Source organism: Sulfurimonas sp. HSL3-2 (genome assembly GCF_039645965.1).
GTDB lineage: Bacteria > Campylobacterota > Campylobacteria > Campylobacterales > Sulfurimonadaceae > Hydrocurvibacter > Hydrocurvibacter mobilis.
This window is the reverse complement of record NZ_CP147917.1, coordinates 131,143-149,533: the sequence shown is the minus strand read 5'-3', so window position 1 is coordinate 149,533 and position 18,391 is coordinate 131,143. Positions and strand designations below refer to the sequence as shown.

The window sequence follows — 18,391 nt, the reverse complement described above, 5'->3', positions numbered from 1 at the left end:
TCTACCTCCCTTATTTCTTAGAAGTTTTACCGGCTTTACGCACGATAACTTCACCAACATATTTAACACCTTTACCTTTGTAAGGCTCTGGCGGACGGAATGCACGGATCTCAGCACATATTTGACCGATTTGTTGTTTGTCTATACCTTTTACAGTAATAACGTTTTTATCGACAGTGATCTCAACTCCAGCAGGAATCGGGAAATCGATGTCATGAGAAAAACCAAGTTGTAGGTTTAGTACATTACCTTTAACAGCAGCACGGTAACCAACACCATTGATCTCTAAAGATTTAGTGTATCCAGTTGTTAAACCAGTTACGATGTTTGCCGCTAATGCACGGTATGTTCCCCAAAATGCACGGTCTTCACGAGCATCAGAGTTTGAACTAAAAGTTAAAGTGTTACCTTCAACAGCGATACCAACATTTCCTTTAGTATCTAGATCAACACTGTTTTTGCCTTTTGTAAAAGTGATAACAGGCCCATCAACTTTAACATTGATATCTGAAGAAAATTCTACAGGATTTTTTCCAATACGACTCATCTTCTACCTCCTACCATACTGTACAAAGAACTTCACCGCCAACGTTAAGCTCCATAGCTTTATCGTTAGAAATTACGCCCTTTGATGTACTTACTATGATTGTTCCGTAACCGTTTTTGAAACGTTTGATCTCAGATGCCGGTTTATAAACACGACGACCTGGTTTAGATACACGTTTAAGTTCGTTGATTACAGTTTTACCATTTTCATCATACTTTAAAACAACATTGATAGTTTTTTTAACGCCGTCTTCAACAACGTTACAACTTTCAATATAACCTTTTTCTACTAATATGTTTGCTAATGCTTCAACTGATTTGTTGTGAACTAAAGTTGTTACATCAAGTCTACGCATAGCTGCATTACGGATACGAGTTAACGCATCTGCGATTAAATCATTAATCATTTAATTTTCCTTGTTGCTATTAAGCAGTAAGAAGTTTCCAGCTGATGATTACCAGCTAGACTTTCTAACGCCTGGGATTAACCCTTCATTTGCCATTTTTCTAAAGCAAACGCGACAAATACCAAAATCACGAAGTACAGAGTGTGGACGACCACAGATCTGACAACGTGTATAACCACGAACTTTGAATTTAGGAGTTCTTTTCGCTTTCGCGATCATCGACTTCTTAGCCATTATTCTCTTCCTTTTGCAAAAGGCATACCAAGTTTAGCTAATAAAGCAAATGCATGCTTATCATCTGAACCAGTAGTTACAATTGTGATGTTCATACCATGGATTTGCATTACAGAATCATAACTAACTTCTGGGAAGATTAGTTGTTCTTGCAAACCAAAGTTGTAGTTACCACGACCATCAAAACCGTTACGAGCAACACCACGGAAGTCTTTCACACGTGGAAGAGCTATAGATATTAAACGGTCAAGGAAGTTATACATGTTTTCACCACGTAATGTAACTTTAACACCAACCGGCATACCTTCACGTACTTTAAAACCTGCAACAGATTTTTTAGCGATTACAGTAGTAGCACGTTGTCCAGCGATTGCTGTTATAGTATCTTCTATGTTTTGAATAAGTTTGTTGTCTTTCATTGCAAAACCAGCACCAACACTTATCATGATCTTTTCAACCGCAGGAACGTTCATTACGTTCTCGATTCCAAGCTCTTTTTGTAACTCTGGTTTTAGAGAAAGATATTTTTCTTTTAAACGTGCCATGAATTATGCCTCCACTTTACGTACATTTGACGCATCAATTGGCATCTCTTTATTTAAAAAGCCGCCTTTTGGATTGTCTTCTGTAGGTTTGATAGCTTTTTTAGCTATTTTACAACCCTGTACAATTACTTTGTTTTTCTTTGGCATAACTGCTAGAACTTCCGCTTTAGTGCCTCTATCGTCACCAGCGATGATCTCTACAGTATCACCTTTTTTGAAATTAAATTTTGCCATTACACAACCTCCGGCGCAAGAGATACGATTTTCATAAAACCAGAATAACGTACTTCACGACTGATTGGTCCGAAAATACGAGTACCAATTGGCTCACGTTTTGCATCTAAGATAACAGCTGCGTTATCATCGAAACGAATTAGTGAACCGTTTTCACGATGTACCTCTTTTTTAGTTCTAACAACTACAGCTTTAACAACCGCACCTTTTTTAACTTTAGCAGTCGGTATAGCTTTCTTTACTGAAGCAACGATAACATCACCAACAGTAGCGTAGCGTCTTTTAGATCCGCCAAGTACTTTGATACACATTATCTCTTTTGCACCAGTATTATCCGCAACATTAAGACGAGTAAAACTTTGAATCATAACTGCGCTCCTGATACAATGCTTTTCAATCTATAAGATTTAGTTTTTGATAATGGACGACATTCAGCCGCTATGATCTCATCACCAACCTTAAGTTCGTTACGCTCATCATGTACTAGGTACTTTTTGAAACGTTTAACAACTTTGTGATATTTCGGGTGCATTACACGACGTTCTACTAGAATAGATACAGTTTTGTCACCAGATATCTTAATTACATTACCTTGAATTTCACGTTTATGTGTCATTACCAACCCTTACTTCATTGCGCTAAGCGCAGTGTTGATACGTGCAATATCTTTTTTAGCAACACGAAGTTCGCTAGTATTAGTTAATTGCATCATTTTTTGTTTTATTTTCAAAGTAAACAGCTCAGTTTTTTTCTCTTTAAGCATTACTTGAAGCTCAGCTGCACTCTTTCCTGCTAAATCAGAATATTTCATTGTTCATCTCCGCAGTTATGATTTTAGTTTTGAATGGTAATTTGTGCATTGCAAGAGTTAGCGCTTCACGTGCTAAATCATGGTTTACACCACCCATTTCAAATATAATACGACCTGGTTTAATATTCATTACCCATTGATCAACTCCACCTTTACCTTTACCCATACGAGTTTCAAGAGGCTTAGCAGTTAATGGTTTTGCAGGGAATACTCTGATCCAAATCTTACCATTACGTTTAATATGACGAGTAGCTGAGATACGAGCTGCTTCTATTTGACGAGAATTGATACGGCCAGCTTCAACAGCTTTAAATCCAATACTTCCAAATGACAGTGTATATCCACTACGAGCGTAACCACGGTTACGACCCTTCATTACTTTACGATATTTAGTTCTCTTAGGCATCAACATGATTATTCAGCCTTTCCGCTATTTTCGCGTTTTGGAGCACGTTTAGTTGGACGACGTGACTCTTTTTTCTCTTCTTTTGCTTCAGCAGGAATACCTTTAGTAAGTACCTCACCTTTGAAGATCCATACTTTAATACCGATGATTCCGTATGTAGTATGAGCTTCAGCAAAACCGTAATCTATCTTAGCACGAAGTGTATGAAGTGGAACACGTCCCTCTAAATACCACTCAGTACGTGCCATTTCAGCACCACCAAGACGTCCTGCAACCGATACTTTAATACCTTTTGCACCTGAACGTTGAGCACCTTGCATAACTTTCTTCATCGCACGACGGAAAGCAACACGACGCTCTAGTTGAGTAGCAACGTTTTCTGCAACAAGTTGAGCTGAAGCTTGCGCTTTTTTCTCTTCTTTGATGTTTACAGAAACAGGTTTACCGATTAAGCTTTCTAGGCTTGATTTTAGTTTCTCAATATCTGAACCTTTTTTCCCGATGATGATACCAGGACGAGCAGCGATAATAGTTACACGTAAACGTTTAACTGTACGCTCGATGATGATGTTAGAAACACCAGCATAGTAAAGCTCTTTTTTCAAATATGTACGAATTTTGTGATCTTCACCTATATTCGCCGGAGCGTTTTTAAAATTAGGGAACCAACGGCTCTCCCAATTGCGGTTTATACCAAGGCGAAGGCCAATAGGATTAACTTTTTGTCCCATAATTATTTACCCTCTACTTCTACTAAGATATGTGCTGTTGGTTTACGAATACCAGATGCCATACCACGAGCACGTGGACGGAAACGTTTTAGTACTGGACCATTATCAACACGGCAAGATGTGATAACACAATCTTCTGCTTCGTTACCGCTGTTAGCTACTGCAGATGCAACAACTTTAGCAATAATTTTTGCCGCTTTGTTTGGAGTGAATTCTAAAGCAGCAAGAGCTTGCTCAGCATTCATACCTTGGATTTCACGAGCGATAAGACGTGATTTGATAGGTGATACACGGATAAATTTTAATAATGCTCTAGCCATAATTAACCTACCTTCTTTTGTACAGAACCTTTATGGCCCTTAAATGTACGAGTTGGAGCAAATTCTCCAAGTTTATAACCGATATGATTCTCAGTTACATATACTGGTACAAATTGACGTCCGTTATGAACGTTAAAAGTTATACCAACCATATCTGGAAGAATCATACTACGACGTGACCATGTTTTAATAGGTTTGTTGTCTTTTGCTGCTTTAGCAGTAACAACTTTTTTCATTAAATGGTCATCAACAAATGGACCTTTTTTTACACTTCTTGCCATTTAACTACCTCTTCGGATTAGATTTACGGCGAGTAATAATAAGTTTATCACTAGCTTTTTTACGACGAGTTTTAGCACCCTTCGTTGGTTTACCCCACGGAGTAACTGGATGACGACCTGAGTTCGTTTTACCTTCACCACCACCATGCGGGTGATCAATTGGGTTCATCGCAGAACCACGAGTTTGAGGACGGATACCCATGTGACGAGAACGACCAGCTTTTGCAATAACAACGTTTGAATACTCTTCATTACCAACTGTACCGACAGTAGCAATACACTCACCTAAAACTAAACGCATCTCAGAAGATGGCATACGAAGTGAAACATATTTACCGTCACGACCCATGATCTGTGCACTTGTACCAGCTGAACGAACCATTTGACCACCTTTACCAGGTTTTAGTTCGATGTTGTGTACAACTGTACCCACAGGAATGTTCATTAGTTTCATAGCGTTACCGACTTTAACGTCAAGACCTGATTCAGCAGATGAAATAACATCACCTACGTTTAGACCTTTTGGTTGAAGGATATAACGTTTTTCACCATCAGCATAGTTGATTAGTGCAATACGACAGTTACGGTATGGATCATACTCGATAGCTGCTACTGTTCCAGGGATATCAAACTTGTTACGTTTGAAATCTATAATACGGTACAGTTTTTTAGCACCGGCTTGCTTATGACGTGAAGTGATACGACCATTGTTGTTACGACCAGCGTGAGCAGGAAGTTTTACTAATAATGAACGAACACTTGCTTTAGCAGTAATGTCACTGCTGTCAACGTTTGTATAGAAACGACGACTTGGTGTTATTGGTCTATAAGTTTTAATTGCCATCTTATACCGCCAAACTTTCTATTTGTGCACCCTCTGGTAATTTAACATAAAACTTTTTGAAATCGTTTTGTTTACCAGCGACACCACGGAAACGTTTAACTTTTCCGCTTTGGTTTAGTGAGTTTATACGAGTCGGAACGATTCCGAAATACTCTCTAAACACCTCTTTAAGACCAGTTTTAGTCATACGAGGAGATGTTTGTACTACGATTACACCATCTTCTTGAAGACCAAGAGTCTTTTCTGTATATAAAATTGATTTGATATCTGTAATATCTGCCATTATTCAGCCTCTCTTACAAGATTTTCCCAAACCGCTTTTTCTATCACTACTGAGCGATAAGTTGCAGCTAAGAATGCATTCAACTCGTTTTCTTCAATCAAATAAGCAGACTGAATATTACGGAATGCTAGGAATGTTTGCTCATCTAAGATAGATTTTACAAACAATGCATCACGTTGACCAAGAGCGTTAAATATCGCTTTTGCGTCTTTTGTTTTTCCAGAAGCAACTTCTATGCTATCAACGATAAATAGTTTACCTTGAGTAGCAAGCGCATCTAAAGCAAATTTTAGAGCTAGTTTCTTTTGTTTTTTGTTAACTTTAAGATCATAGTTACGGTTGTTTTTCGAACCGAAAGCTTGACCCCCGCCAACAAATACAGGTGAACGACGTGAACCAGCACGTGCTCCACCTTTACCTTTTTGAGCCCATGGTTTTTTACCACCACCGCTTACTTCTGAACGAGTCTTAGTAGAAGCAGTATTAGCACGTAATGCTGCTTGGTAAGACTTTACGTAAAGATATAAGTTGTGTGAATTAATTCCACTAAAACTCTCTGGTAATGCTAACTCAGATGCTTTTTCAAATTTTTCATTAAGTACTATAGCGCTCATTATTTAGCAACCTTTACACGACCTAATGCACCGTTAGCACCCGGAACAGATCCAGTTACAGCAAGTACACCATTTTCAGCGTCGTAAGAGATAATTTCATTTTTTACAGTAACTTTAACATTACCGTATTGACCTGGCATTTTCTTACCTGGTTGTACACGACCTGGCCATTCAGCATTACCGATTGAACCTACTAGTCTGTGGAAACGTGAACCGTGACCACCTGGACCACCAGCAAAGTTCCAACGTTTCATAACACCAGAGAAACCACGACCTTTTGTTGTGAAAGATGTTTTTAGCACTTTTGCCTCAGCAAGTGGGCTAAGATCTAAATCACCAGCTTCAACGTTAGAAACACTCATTGTAACAAAACGATTAAACTCAGAAGACAAAGAATATTTCTTTTGTTGACCTTCTATAGATTTATTCATTTTTTTACCATCGTTATACGCAACAATAGCAATCCCATCATTAACTTCACATACTTTAGCTTCTTTTACTTTTAATAAAGTAACAGGTTTACTAGGTACTGTGACAGTACGGCTCATACCGATTTTTTCAACAATAAATTCCACGACCTCTCCTTACTTATCCATAGAGCGAACTTCAACGTCCACTTCAGGTGCAAGATCAAGCTTCATTAAAGAATCAACAGTTTCCGGCGTAGCAGAAACGATATCTATTAAACGAGCGTGCATACGAATTTCGAATTGCTCACGAGAATCTTTGTTAACGTGAACAGATTTCAATACTGTATATTTACGAATCTTTGTTGGTAAAGGGATCGGACCACGAATTTGTGCGCCAGTACGCTTTACAGCCTCAACGATTGATGCTACTGAACGATCGAGAACACGATGATCATAAGCTTTCAATTTCAAACGAATTTTTTCCATATTTTTCCTTCTAAAGAACTCGTCAGGTCTAGCCTAACTATTTTAAGGGAGCGGAATTGTACCGAAATACCTTCGAATATTCAAGGATTTACGGGCCAAATTTCGTTTTTTTTAAAAATTTATTTCCTTTTAATAAGGAAGTGATAAAATTACACTATCTAAAAAATCGGACAAATATGGAAATTTTACTAGAAGAGTTGTATAAAATCGATCTGACCGCAAGTCACTACGTTGAACGCAAACTGCAGCTTGACCATCAAAGCTACCAGATCAACGGTGTCGCGCAAAGCGGAAAGACGGAACTGGTCAAAGCCTATCTGCTTACATGTAAGAAAAGCAGCTACCTATATATAGATCTGGATGATGTCAGAATCGATATAGATGAGCTTAACGAGAAGCTTCAAGCGTTTTGTACAGCCAATAAAATAGATATCCTTGTTTTAGACAACTACACTCCACAGATAAAGATCATCAACGTATCGCAGCTTATCATCTGTTCACGTAGACATTATGAACTTGATTTTTTGATCACAAAGACACTTTATCCTCTTGATTTAGAGGAGTTTCTGGCATTTGAAAGCCGTTATGACTCGACTGCAATCTCACACTACCTTCAAATAGGCGGCTTTGCAGCTATGCACAGAGTCTCGACGGATAATCGTGCCAAATACATCCAAGAACGCTTTCGATATGCACTCTCATCCTTGGAATTTGACATACTTCAGACAGCCACAAGATTTGTAGGACAAAAACTTTCTGCATTTAATGTATATGAAAAGTTAAAACTTAAAAGAAAAGTCTCAAAAGATATGCTTTACAAATCTTTTGAGACCATGGTCAGTGATAACTACCTCCATCAACTGGCAAAACTGAACCATCCAAAAGCGACCAAGAAGATCTATCTTTGCGATATCATCTTTAAACATACTATAACCATACAAAAAAACTTTGCAAGAATTTTTGAAAACATGGTCTTTTTAGAGATGTTTAAAAACGGTGTCGAGTGTTTTTACGATGAAGGGGTGGATTTTTATCTTCCAAATAAAAGTGAGATCATACTATGTATGCCGTTTGCCGAAGAGAGGATGCTTTTTAAAAAGTTGGAGTCTATAGAGAGTTTTATATTTTCAAATCAGATACAAAATATCACATGTGTGACAATGAGCAAAGAGGGCAGTATAAGCCATCCTATCAGTAAAGTAGAGATGATTCCGTTCTTAGAATGGGCACTCAGTGATTAAAAAATAACTAAAATTGTTACCAATAATAGATATAAATAGGTTACAATACAAAAATTTTTTTTAAATTAGGATTCGCTTTATGTTTTTTTCAGCTAAAAATGATGTTAAAAAAATCGAAGACCTCGAGGGCAGGATCGCATCCCTTGAAAAAGAGTTAGAGTTTTACAAAGAAGCTGCAAACTTCTCTCAGGAGGAGATGTTAGTTGCTTTGGACAAAAATGGAAACTCACTGTTTCAGAATGAAAAAGCCTCTGCAAACATAAAAGATTTCGATATGTTGGCAAAAGAACTTAAAAAAGACAACACTATTATCGAACTCAATGAGTGTACGGGTAAAGTGGCTTCCCGTAAACTCAAAAACGGTGATATCACATTTTATGTGATAACTAAGAGCGATATGAGAGATACGAGAGACAGCAATATTTTAGGTCTCCATCAACAAGCTATTACTCTTGCCCTTGCAGATACCCAAAAAACATTTTCTCAGATGCTCGAAGAACTGAAAGTGATGAAAGGCGAATCTTCACAGATCGCAGATGAGTCTAAAGAGGGATTGGTACTTATAGGACAATCATCCGATGCGATGGATATATTAAATGTAAACATGCAGGAAAATATGCACGGTATGCGTTCATTAAATGAAAGAAGCACAGAGATCTCGACAGTAGTGACTCTTATCCAAGATATCGCAGACCAGACGAATCTGCTTGCATTAAATGCTGCTATCGAAGCGGCACGTGCGGGTGAGCACGGACGAGGATTTGCCGTAGTTGCAGATGAAGTCAGAAAACTTGCCGAAAAAACCCAGACAGCTACAAAAGAGATATCTTTAGTCGTTAAAGCGATGCAGCAAGAGACGGATCAGGCAGAAACTACTACAAGCGAAGTAAGCAGGATCGTCATTGATACAAAAGAGAAGATAGAAGACCTTAATATCAAGATAAAATCATTTGAGAAAAATGCATCCCGTAACCAGTATGAAGTCGAACATATCAGCGATAAGATATTTACATCTTTAGCAAAGATCGACCATGTCATATACAAACATAATGTGTATGCCCTGATCTTCGGCGAAAATAACAACTTTAAAGCCTCTTCGCATAAAGAGTGCCGTCTTGGGAAATGGTACACAGAAGGTGTCGGGAAAGAGAACTTTGCCAATATGCCTTCATATCCAAAACTCGAAAAGCCGCATGCGATCGTGCACGAACAGGCAAACCTGCTTGCTAACGAGTGTGGAAAGGATAAAGTCCTGTGTTCCAAAGAGATCATTGAAGAGCGCATAACTGCGATTGAAAATGCAAGTCACGATGTGTTCAAATATCTTGACGAACTTGTAGAACAAAGAAGCGAAGTCGTAATGCATGAAGCTGCGAAAAAACTATTTAACTGATGGAGTGAAATATGAGTAACAAAGATAAACTGATCGTTATCATAGATGATGAAAACGATATTTTGACTATGTTGGAAAAATACTTTACACGTGAAGGAAATTACAGGGTGAAAACATTCAACAACCCTTTAACGGCAATATCCTCACTGCCGCAAGACACCGATCTGGTCTTACTTGACATTATGATGCCTCAGATGAACGGTTTGGATGCACTGCCGAAACTCTTAGAAAAGAACCCTGATGTTAAAGTACTTATGATGACTGCCTACTCTACTCTTGACAAGGTTCTTAATGCCCATAGAAAAGGTGCGACGAATTACATAATGAAACCTTTTTCTTCTCTTAGTGCACTTGGTAAAAAGATAGAAGATATGCTTAAAGCTTAAGAATGTGTGAAAACAGTCTAACAGCTTTACTTGTAGAAGATCATGATCTGATACGAGACCAGATACTCAAGATCTTAAATCAAATACCTTTTAAAAAGGTATATACTGCAAAAAATGGTGAAGAGGGACTTCAGATGTACCGCGAACACCATCCCGATATCATCCTGTCAGACTACTATATGCCTAAGATGAACGGCTTGGATATGGCTGAGAAGATCAAAGAGTATAATCAAGATATTCCGATCGTACTTATAACTGCCGTGGAGCAGATAGATATCTTGGAAAGATCGATCAATATCGGGATCGACGGCTATATCTTCAAACCAATAAAAGCACCCAAACTCATTAAACTGATAGATAAACTTTCAAAACGCGCACTGCTTCATAAACACCTCAAAAACAAACATAAACTTTTAGAGGAGTACAAGGGAGCGATAGATGCCAGTGCTTCGGTAACAAAAACAGATCCGGAAGGTGTAATTACATATGTAAACGACTCTTTTAGCTACATGTCCGGGTACAGCAAAGAGGAGCTTATAGGTAAAAAGCACAATATCGTCAGACATCCAGACACCAACAATGAGATCTATAAAAATATGTGGGAAACAATAACCCGTAAGCAGGTATGGAAAGGAAGGATCAAAAACCTCAAAAAAAACGGTGATATATATTATGAATACTCCGTAATCGTACCGATCCTTGACGAGAACGATGAGATCATCGAGTATATTGCTCTAAGACAGGATATTACAGATCTGTATCTTCATGAAGAGTACTTAAAAGAGTGTATCAAAGAGGAGATCAGTAAAAACACGAAACTTCTCAAAGAGCGTGAAGAGGAGAATATCCGTGAAGAGAAGTTTGCTACCATAGGGAAGATGGCAGCCGGGATCACTCATGAGATAAATACTCCTTTGACCTATATCAAAGGAAACTTGGAGATCATGCTTGGCGATATTGCCAGCTTAGACGACGGTGTTAAGCAAAAGGCTTACCTGCAGGAGGATATCGAGACCATCCTAAACGGTGTCAACAGGATAGCCAGTATCGTAGAATCTATGAGAGAGATGGCTGTTAAAACATCTGAGTCCCCTGCTTCTACAAATATCTACACATGTTTGATCACCGCATTGACGCTGGCATGCAATAAAGCCAAACAGATATCTAAAATATATGTTCAAGACAGACTCTTTGAAGTCGGTATGAATAAAGAAAAATATAATTTTAGAGCTATTGTACAAAAACAAAGAATAGAACAGGTTTTTATCATTATAATAAACAATGCTCTCGATGCTCTGAAAATGATAGATGATTTTGAACAGCGATCTCTTCAGATCACCTTTGAAGAGACAGATGAAGATGTTATTATTCGCTTTAAAGACACAGGCGGCGGGATCGACAAAGAGATACTGCCAAAGATTTTTGATCCGTTTCAAAGTCATAAAGAAGAGGGCGGGATCGGCATAGGTCTGAATGTCGCAAAACGTATCATAGATGATCACGGCGGAAAAATAGTCCCGTCAAATCATGCAAACGGTGCACTTTTTGAAGTGTATCTTCCAAAAATTCCAAAAGAGGCAGAAGAGATTTGATGTTATGCGGGATAGATGAAGCAGGACGCGGGCCGATCGCCGGTGATCTGGTGATGGCGGGATGTGTTTTACATACTGCGATCGACGGTTTAAACGACTCGAAAAAACTAACGGCAAAAAGACGTGAAGAGCTTTATGAAAAGATAGTTCAGAACTCGACATACCATATAGTGAAGTTCTCTGCTGCGAAAATAGATGAGATCGGGATATCGATGTGTATAACGACAGGTCTAAAAGAGATCATACAAAATATAGAAGCTTCCAGATATCTTTTCGACGGAAACAGCAGCTTTGGCGTAAAAAATCTAGAAACGCTCATTAAAGCTGATGCGACGATACCGGAGGTAAGTGCGGCATCCATCTTGGCAAAAGTCGCACATGACATCGATATGCTTGAACTCGATAGGAGCTATCCGGAGTATGGCTTTGCTGCGCACAAAGGTTATGGAACTGCTTATCATGTAGAGATGATAAAAAAACACGGCTACTGCGACGCACATAGAAAAACTTACAAGATAAAAGCTTTAGAGCCGACACTATTTTGATATAATCCCGTTTATGAAATCAATAGAATATATACAATTAGCACTCAAAGAACTCGACGCAGAAGTCGAAGCGACACTTTTAAATATGAAACTCTCTTTAAAAGAGAAGGACAATATCATGCTTCCTCTGTTGCAGCAAAAAAAAGTACTCACGCAGACCTTAGAGGATCTCACATATTTAAAAGAGCATCCTCCGACTCCGAACCAGCCTTGCGGGATCTCTAAATACAGAGAAGATTAGTCACTCATCTCTACTCTGTTCCTTCCGCTGTTTTTTGCTTTATAAAGTGCGTCATCTGACCTTTTTATAGAGCTTTCTATATTGTTATCATCAAAACTTATCTCGGCAACACCTATACTTATAGTAAACTTGATAAGCTCTTTAGTGTCTGAAACGACTTCTAACGCTTCTACATTTTTTCTTATCTTCTGTGCCAGACTCAGAGCATTTTTTACTCCGGTATTCGGTAGTAAGACGACAAACTCCTCTCCGCCGAAACGTGCGATAATATCACTATGTCTTGTATGCTCTACAAGTGCTTCAACAAGACGTTTTATAACCTTATCACCCTCTGCATGCCCAAATGTATCATTGATGTTTTTGAAAAAATCGATATCGATCATCATGATACAAGCCTCTTTACGCTCCCTATGAAAGAGTTCCATATAGTTTTGAGCGAGCTCTGCAAAATACCGTCTGTTGTAAAGACCTGTCAAATAGTCTTTATGGGCTTGTTCCTGCAGCTCTTTTTGTACTTCAAGGAGCTCGGCTTCTTTCTCTTTGATATTTGTCAGGTCGATAAATGTCGTGATGCGTAAAGCTCTTCCGTTTATCTCAAAACTATGCCCTTTTACCAGACAGGGCATAGTCGAACCGTCTTTTTTAATTCCCATTATCTCATAGGGCTTTGTATAGTTTTCTTCCATATTTTTTTTAACAAGCTCTTTATACTCATCTGTTACAAACTCTTCTATTGCATGACCTATCAGATCGGTTTTTGATCTGTATCCGCCCAGCTCCATTGCAGATCTGTTGACATTGATACATATAGCATTATGAAAGATCAGTATCCCTTCCATCGTGGTATCCAGTATATGTTCTATCTCACGGTTCTTATCAAGAAGTTCTTGTGTCCTTATCTCGACTATATGCTCAAGGTTTTTACTTATATGCTCTATCTCTTTTTTTAATGTGATATCATGCATTATGGCATTGAATCCGACTAAGCTGTGACCTACGATCTCTGGGATAAAGACTACCTCTGTCCAATAGACATCACCGTTTTTTTTGATATTTTCAAACTCTATTTTATATGGGTCCTCATATATCACTGCTTCCATGATATTCTCGAAGATCTCTTTCTTATTCTCATTATGGACAAACTTTAAAAACTTTGAACCTATGAGTTCTTTTTCTTTGTAGCCGCTTACTTCAATAAAGGCTTGGCTTACATGAACAATATAACCATCTAGATTAACAACGACGGCAATAACGTTTTTGTCGAAAGTTTTTAACATCTGATGATGCTCTCGCAGATTTCTTTTTAACTTTAGGTTCAGCCTGATAGATATAAAAAAGAGAAGTAAAATAATGAAAGTCGCGACAGCTATAATATTATAGACAAGCTTATTTTTATCGACCTTCTTTTCATCGACTCTGTTCCATTTGTTGTATATATTTAATGTTTGTTTTTCATTTATGGAGTCAACGGCTTTATCAAGTATAGAGTAAAGGGGAAAGTCATCATCTCTGACACCGATAGTCAAATGTGTTACATCCGGGAACTGTCCCGAAACACTTATCTTGCCGATATGATCATTATCTATCAGATAGTTCAAGCGCATAGTAGAGTCTGCCATCGCATATAATTCATTATCCAATACTTTTTTGAATCCATCTCTTAGATTTTCGACCTCAACGATGTTTATCTTCGGATATTTAAAAGCTATTTTTGACTCTATCCCGCTGCCTTGTACTATACCCACCGTTTTACCGTTTAAGTTCGAGATATCATTTATAAAAGGCTTATCTGATTTTGTTGCGAAGGATATCTTGATATCCATGATCGGAGATGTAAAGTTCATATACTTTCGGTTTTCATCTGTTTTAATAATAAAAGGCAGGATATCGCATCTTTTTCGTTTTACAAACTCCAAAGATTCCTCTAAATTCTTCGTTACTATCGGTTTAAAAATCAGTCCTGTCTGTTTTTCAATCAGATCCATAATATCGGATTCTATACCGATGTACTGATTATCTTTGATGGTTCCAAGGGGCATCATATCGGAATTGACACACATCGATACTGTGCGTTTTTCATGAATATAGACTGACTCCGATTTGGTCAAGTTCCTGTTCATCATCTCTTTGGGTACAAATATATCATCTTGCAGCGATGCGAATCTATCAATAAAACCTAAGCTGTCGTATGTCTTTCGTATCTCAGTGAAACGTTTTTGATTTATCTCACCAAACTTTACGCCGCCTTTATAAGCCAGCTTCTTAAGTACATCTGCCTCATAACGGTACGCATCTCTGGTCTTTAACTGTGTATTGTACTTTTTCAAGATCACATCGATAGTCTCATCGATATGACTAAAAGCATACTCCCATCCTTTGATGGACGCTGCATAAAACCTGTTCACGATTTTTGGATATTTTTTTGCGTAACTGCTTGATGTAAAAAGAAGATCATCATAAAACTCGTAACCGTAATCACTAGGATCAAAAAGATTATACTTAAAGCCTCTTTTTTTCAGGGTATAAGGTTCATTGGATGCATAGATGATCATCGCATCCGCTTTATGCGTAATAAGGTCGTCCACTCTAAAACGATTGGCCACTTCTGTATAATCGTTTTGGGTAATACCGTTTGCGTAAAGCATAGAGTCTATCGATGCGTTATCGATCTCACCGTTATTAAAGATTATCTTCTTATTTTTAAGGTCTGAGATCTTTTTAATACTCACATCTGTAACAAGTACCGCGGGTGATGTCTGGTAAGCAGCCAGTAAAAAAAGCAGATTCAGGTCGTGGTTTGCATTATATAAAAGAGCGGATGAATCACCTATTCCGAAGTCAGCTTCTCCCGTCATCACTTTTTTTATGACATCATCGCCAAACTCCAGCTCTCTGATATCCACATCTAGTCCGAGTTCTTTATAGTAGCCTTTCTCTTTTGCCATATAGTAACCGGCAAACTGAAATTGGTTCCGCCATTTTAACTGCAGCGTCACTTTAGTCAGTTCATTGCTAAAAAGTGTAGTAAAAAGGAAAAACAGTATAACTAAGAACTTCAGTTTATATCCTTCACATCGAACTTGATATGATAATATCAATAAAAAGTATAAAAGAAGCTTACTGTGATTTTTAAGTGTGGTTTTTTTATTTGAAGAAGTACTCCCCTCCAGATACCTGCGGCACATAGCAAATCAAAGCGTGCTGCTGTATTCCTACCCTGACACATTACCCTAAAATGCCATTGCACAGGTCTAAAGGAGAGCGTTCAAAACACAAAGCAGATTATGTTTTCAACGCTTTTGAGAGTGAAAGTATAGCAAAAAAAAATCTATTTTAAAAGAGCAATACGCTAAAATATTGTTATGTTATATATTGTAGCCGCACTCAGTGCCGAAGCCAGACCTATTGTAGAGAAATACAGGTTAAAAAGAGTTCATTCTCTGCCCTTTACTCTATTTGAAAACGAAGAGATAAAACTCATCATTAGCGGAATGGGCATCCTCAACGCGATGATGGCGACAAGTGCTCTTTTAGGGCATTGCCCGCCCAATGAAAATGATCTGCTTGTAAACATCGGTATCTGTGCTGCTCCAAAAAATTTTAAGATAGGCGAGGCTCTGCTTATCCACAAGATAAACTACAAAGAACACTCCTATTTTCCAGACATCCTCTTTGAACATCAGTTAAAAGAGAGCGATATACTGTCTGTAGATGAGCCTGTAGAAAATGTCCTGCAGACTCCTGCCGATATGGAAAGTTACGGGGTATATAAAGCCGCTTCAAGATTTTTTCGTACTCATCAGATACTGTTTTTTAAAGTCGTATCCGATCATTTTGAACCGCAAGCCGTGACAAAAGAACTTGCACAAGAGCTGATATCCAAAAACATGCAGGATCTTGAGCAGGTCCTATCCTCCGCAAGATATGTGATCAAAAAAGGTGAGATATTTACGGCAGATGAGAAAGAACTTATTCAAGAGATATCTGAACAGTTGACAAAAGCTCAGTCTGACCGGTTTGTCGATGCTTGCTACTATTACAAATTTCACCGCGGACAACCTTTATACCAAAAGGGCACTTTACATGAAAGCGGCATAAAGCTGCCTGATGAAAAACTCTCAAAACTACAAAGGAGCGAGTATCTTGAACAGCTTATCAAAACCCTCACACTCTGATCTTTTCTCGCATCTTTATATAGAAGAGAGCGTTTTAGATGAACCTTTAACAAAAGAGATAAGAGCCAAGTTCTCAAAATCCAAGATTATCATCATCAAGCACTATAAAGATGTGTTTAACCGTCCCAATCAGGACTTTGCCGTACAAAGCAGAAGCAAAAACCTCATCTTGGCACGCCGCAGTGCACCGTTTTTATATGAAGGTTCATACTACAGCGACGGTTTTGAATATGAGAACTTCTTTTATACTCCTTCGATACTCGGCTGTCTGTATGACTGTGAGTACTGCTATCTTTCGGGGATGTACAACTCTGCCAACAGTGTCTTTTTTGTCAATACGGCAGACTTTTTCGATGCACTTACTCCCTACCTTGAGAAGCCGACCCTTATCGCCATCTCTTACGATACCGATACATTGGCAATAGAGTCGATAACATCACATACAAATGCATGGATAGAGCATGCCCAGAAGAACCCTAACCTTCATCTGGAGATCCGTACAAAAAGTGCAAACTTTAAAGCGATAAGACACCTTGCATCTAGTGAACAGACAGTGCTTGCATGGACACTGTCTCCACAAAAGATCATAGACTCTTATGAGCATAAAACTCCCTCCCTGCAGAGCAGATTAAAATCGATAAAAGAGGCAGTTGAAGCAGGATGGAGAGTCAGAGTGTGTATCGATCCCGTTATCTATAACGAGGAGTTTCATGAACTCTATCCATCATTAATAGAGCAACTTTTTTGTACAATAGAACCTGACAAACTATTTCAACTGACACTCGGCAGTTTTAGGATGAGTTCTACACATCTCAAGAGAATGAAAAAGTTAAAACGAAGCGATATCGCTTTTTATCCCTACGACGTAAAAGAGGGGATCGTCTCCTACGGTAAGACCATTGAACAAGAGATCTTACATGTAATGACGCAAAAAGCATTAGAATATATACCAGAGACAAGGATTAGAACATGGCAATTGCAGTAGTAACGGGAGCGAGCAGCGGGATCGGAAAAGCGATCTCTATCAGACTTTTAGAACTTGGATATGATGTGATGGGCATCAGCAGAGAGATAGATACAGACCCTATACAACATCCAAATTTCAGTACGCTTGCCTGCGACTTGAGTGATGAGTTCGAGCTCAATGCTATCGTCCCTGTTCTACAGACGGATCCATCCGTATCTATACTTTGCAATGTCGCAGGATTTGGAGTTTTTGAACCTCATGAAGAGATAGACACTGTAACCATCTCCAAAATGGTAGCCCTTAACCTGACGGCACCAATGATACTGAGCAATGCCCTGCTAAGAGTATTAAAGTTCAATCAAGGGGTCATCTTTAACATAACCTCTATAGAAGCACTGCGCTCATCAAAGTTCTCTGCGATCTACACAGCGACAAAAACAGGTCTTCGTGCTTTTAGCCAGTCCCTCTTTGAAGAGGTAAGAAAAAGCGGAGTCAATGTAGTAAGCATAAATCCGGATATGACGGACACAGCATTTTTTGAGTCTCTGCGTTTTAATCCTTCAGAAGAGTTTGACAAAAGGCTTGAAGCCGAAGATATAGCCGATGTAGTGCAGAATGTTTTGGATATGAGAAACGGCGCCTGCATAACAGATATAACCATAAGACCACAAAGATTCGCAGTCGTTAAAAAAAGGTAAT

Annotated in this window: 27 protein-coding genes and 1 other RNA gene; 9 read left to right on the top strand and 19 right to left on the bottom strand. The window is 38.5% G+C overall.

Features of this window, described 5'->3' with window-relative positions:
- Positions 1 to 10: 10 nt before the first annotated feature.
- Genes rplF through rpsJ form a run of 17 tightly spaced genes read right to left on the bottom strand, consistent with a single transcriptional unit; the run spans position 11 to position 7,152 of the window.
- A complete protein-coding gene (rplF, locus tag WCX87_RS00810) occupies positions 11 to 547 on the bottom strand; it encodes a 50S ribosomal protein L6 (protein ID WP_345980148.1) in 537 nt (178 codons plus the stop codon).
- 10 nt (positions 548 to 557) lie between these two features.
- Positions 558 to 953 (bottom strand): 30S ribosomal protein S8, encoded by a 396-nt coding sequence (gene rpsH, locus WCX87_RS00805; RefSeq protein ID WP_345980147.1) that lies wholly within the window; start codon positions 951 to 953, stop codon positions 558 to 560.
- 48 nt (positions 954 to 1,001) lie between these two features.
- Positions 1,002 to 1,187 (bottom strand): type Z 30S ribosomal protein S14, encoded by a 186-nt coding sequence (locus tag WCX87_RS00800; protein WP_345980146.1) that lies wholly within the window; start codon positions 1,185 to 1,187, stop codon positions 1,002 to 1,004.
- Positions 1,187 to 1,732: a 50S ribosomal protein L5 gene (gene rplE / locus WCX87_RS00795; protein WP_345980145.1), complete on the bottom strand. Its 546-nt coding sequence runs from the start codon at positions 1,730 to 1,732 to the stop codon at positions 1,187 to 1,189. The genes WCX87_RS00800 and rplE overlap by 1 nt, the downstream gene beginning before the upstream one ends.
- Positions 1,733 to 1,735: 3 nt before the next feature.
- Complete coding sequence (gene rplX / locus WCX87_RS00790) at positions 1,736 to 1,966, bottom strand: 50S ribosomal protein L24 (RefSeq protein WP_345980144.1); 231 nt, start codon at positions 1,964 to 1,966, stop codon at positions 1,736 to 1,738.
- Entirely contained in the window at positions 1,966 to 2,334 is a 369-nt protein-coding gene (rplN, locus tag WCX87_RS00785) for a 50S ribosomal protein L14 (protein WP_345980143.1), read from the bottom strand. Before rplN ends, rplX begins: the two co-directional genes overlap by 1 nt.
- Positions 2,331 to 2,582 (bottom strand): 30S ribosomal protein S17, encoded by a 252-nt coding sequence (gene rpsQ / locus WCX87_RS00780; protein WP_345980142.1) that lies wholly within the window; start codon positions 2,580 to 2,582, stop codon positions 2,331 to 2,333. Before rpsQ ends, rplN begins: the two co-directional genes overlap by 4 nt.
- A 9-nt stretch (positions 2,583 to 2,591) precedes the next feature.
- Positions 2,592 to 2,777 (bottom strand): 50S ribosomal protein L29, encoded by a 186-nt coding sequence (gene rpmC / locus WCX87_RS00775; protein WP_345980141.1) that lies wholly within the window; start codon positions 2,775 to 2,777, stop codon positions 2,592 to 2,594.
- A complete protein-coding gene (gene rplP / locus WCX87_RS00770) occupies positions 2,764 to 3,189 on the bottom strand; it encodes a 50S ribosomal protein L16 (RefSeq protein ID WP_345980140.1) in 426 nt (141 codons plus the stop codon). Before rplP ends, rpmC begins: the two co-directional genes overlap by 14 nt.
- 2 nt (positions 3,190 to 3,191) lie before the next feature.
- Complete coding sequence (rpsC, locus tag WCX87_RS00765; protein WP_345980139.1) at positions 3,192 to 3,914, bottom strand: 30S ribosomal protein S3; 723 nt, start codon at positions 3,912 to 3,914, stop codon at positions 3,192 to 3,194.
- Positions 3,915 to 3,916: 2 nt separating this feature from the next.
- Positions 3,917 to 4,234 carry a 50S ribosomal protein L22 gene (gene rplV / locus WCX87_RS00760; RefSeq protein ID WP_345980138.1) on the bottom strand — a complete coding sequence of 106 codons (318 nt, stop codon included), beginning with the start codon at positions 4,232 to 4,234 and terminating at the stop codon, positions 3,917 to 3,919.
- 2 nt (positions 4,235 to 4,236) lie between these two features.
- The gene (gene rpsS / locus WCX87_RS00755) at positions 4,237 to 4,515 is read right to left on the bottom strand and encodes a 30S ribosomal protein S19 (RefSeq protein ID WP_345980137.1); all 279 of its coding nucleotides are present in this window, start codon (positions 4,513 to 4,515) and stop codon (positions 4,237 to 4,239) included.
- 4 nt (positions 4,516 to 4,519) lie between these two features.
- Positions 4,520 to 5,359: a 50S ribosomal protein L2 gene (gene rplB / locus WCX87_RS00750; protein ID WP_345980136.1), complete on the bottom strand. Its 840-nt coding sequence runs from the start codon at positions 5,357 to 5,359 to the stop codon at positions 4,520 to 4,522.
- Position 5,360: 1 nt separating this feature from the next.
- Positions 5,361 to 5,642 (bottom strand): 50S ribosomal protein L23, encoded by a 282-nt coding sequence (locus WCX87_RS00745; protein WP_345980135.1) that lies wholly within the window; start codon positions 5,640 to 5,642, stop codon positions 5,361 to 5,363.
- Complete coding sequence (gene rplD, locus WCX87_RS00740) at positions 5,642 to 6,256, bottom strand: 50S ribosomal protein L4 (protein ID WP_345980134.1); 615 nt, start codon at positions 6,254 to 6,256, stop codon at positions 5,642 to 5,644. The genes WCX87_RS00745 and rplD overlap by 1 nt, the downstream gene beginning before the upstream one ends.
- The gene (gene rplC / locus WCX87_RS00735) at positions 6,256 to 6,831 is read right to left on the bottom strand and encodes a 50S ribosomal protein L3 (protein WP_345980133.1); all 576 of its coding nucleotides are present in this window, start codon (positions 6,829 to 6,831) and stop codon (positions 6,256 to 6,258) included. The genes rplD and rplC overlap by 1 nt, the downstream gene beginning before the upstream one ends.
- Before the next feature lie 9 nt (positions 6,832 to 6,840).
- Positions 6,841 to 7,152, bottom strand: a complete 312-nt coding sequence (gene rpsJ, locus WCX87_RS00730; protein WP_345980132.1) for a 30S ribosomal protein S10 — start codon at positions 7,150 to 7,152, stop codon at positions 6,841 to 6,843.
- A gap of 176 nt (positions 7,153 to 7,328) precedes the next feature.
- Between rpsJ and WCX87_RS00725 the strand changes: the two genes are divergently transcribed.
- The 6 genes from WCX87_RS00725 (at position 7,329) to WCX87_RS00700 (ending at position 12,550) form a co-directional block, all read left to right on the top strand.
- Positions 7,329 to 8,393, top strand: coding sequence for an ATP-binding protein (locus tag WCX87_RS00725; RefSeq protein WP_345980131.1), 1,065 nt, complete (start codon positions 7,329 to 7,331; stop codon positions 8,391 to 8,393).
- 79 nt (positions 8,394 to 8,472) lie between these two features.
- Complete coding sequence (locus tag WCX87_RS00720) at positions 8,473 to 9,786, top strand: methyl-accepting chemotaxis protein (protein ID WP_345980130.1); 1,314 nt, start codon at positions 8,473 to 8,475, stop codon at positions 9,784 to 9,786.
- Between the two features lie 11 nt (positions 9,787 to 9,797).
- The gene (locus WCX87_RS00715; RefSeq protein WP_345980129.1) at positions 9,798 to 10,172 is read left to right on the top strand and encodes a response regulator; all 375 of its coding nucleotides are present in this window, start codon (positions 9,798 to 9,800) and stop codon (positions 10,170 to 10,172) included.
- 2 nt (positions 10,173 to 10,174) lie between these two features.
- Positions 10,175 to 11,764, top strand: coding sequence for a response regulator (locus tag WCX87_RS00710; RefSeq protein ID WP_345980128.1), 1,590 nt, complete (start codon positions 10,175 to 10,177; stop codon positions 11,762 to 11,764).
- Positions 11,764 to 12,309, top strand: a complete 546-nt coding sequence (locus WCX87_RS00705) for a ribonuclease HII (protein ID WP_345980127.1) — start codon at positions 11,764 to 11,766, stop codon at positions 12,307 to 12,309. The genes WCX87_RS00710 and WCX87_RS00705 overlap by 1 nt, the downstream gene beginning before the upstream one ends.
- A 13-nt stretch (positions 12,310 to 12,322) precedes the next feature.
- The gene (locus WCX87_RS00700; protein ID WP_345980126.1) at positions 12,323 to 12,550 is read left to right on the top strand and encodes a hypothetical protein; all 228 of its coding nucleotides are present in this window, start codon (positions 12,323 to 12,325) and stop codon (positions 12,548 to 12,550) included.
- Here WCX87_RS00700 and WCX87_RS00695 read toward each other — a convergent pair.
- Together WCX87_RS00695 and ffs are read right to left on the bottom strand one after the other, a co-directional pair.
- Entirely contained in the window at positions 12,547 to 15,648 is a 3,102-nt protein-coding gene (locus WCX87_RS00695) for a diguanylate cyclase (protein ID WP_345980125.1), read from the bottom strand. The two genes, WCX87_RS00700 and WCX87_RS00695, sit on opposite strands and share 4 nt — an antisense overlap.
- Before the next feature lie 62 nt (positions 15,649 to 15,710).
- Positions 15,711 to 15,808: signal recognition particle sRNA small type (gene ffs, locus WCX87_RS00690), an RNA gene on the bottom strand.
- Between the two features lie 104 nt (positions 15,809 to 15,912).
- Here ffs and WCX87_RS00685 point away from each other — a divergent pair.
- The 3 genes from WCX87_RS00685 to WCX87_RS00675 are packed head-to-tail and all read left to right on the top strand — an operon-like array spanning position 15,913 to position 18,390.
- The gene (locus WCX87_RS00685) at positions 15,913 to 16,725 is read left to right on the top strand and encodes a hypothetical protein (RefSeq protein WP_345980124.1); all 813 of its coding nucleotides are present in this window, start codon (positions 15,913 to 15,915) and stop codon (positions 16,723 to 16,725) included.
- Positions 16,694 to 17,710: a spore photoproduct lyase family protein gene (locus tag WCX87_RS00680; RefSeq protein ID WP_345980123.1), complete on the top strand. Its 1,017-nt coding sequence runs from the start codon at positions 16,694 to 16,696 to the stop codon at positions 17,708 to 17,710. The genes WCX87_RS00685 and WCX87_RS00680 overlap by 32 nt, the downstream gene beginning before the upstream one ends.
- Positions 17,695 to 18,390 carry an SDR family oxidoreductase gene (locus tag WCX87_RS00675; protein WP_345980122.1) on the top strand — a complete coding sequence of 232 codons (696 nt, stop codon included), beginning with the start codon at positions 17,695 to 17,697 and terminating at the stop codon, positions 18,388 to 18,390. The genes WCX87_RS00680 and WCX87_RS00675 overlap by 16 nt, the downstream gene beginning before the upstream one ends.
- Position 18,391: the final 1 nt, after the last annotated feature.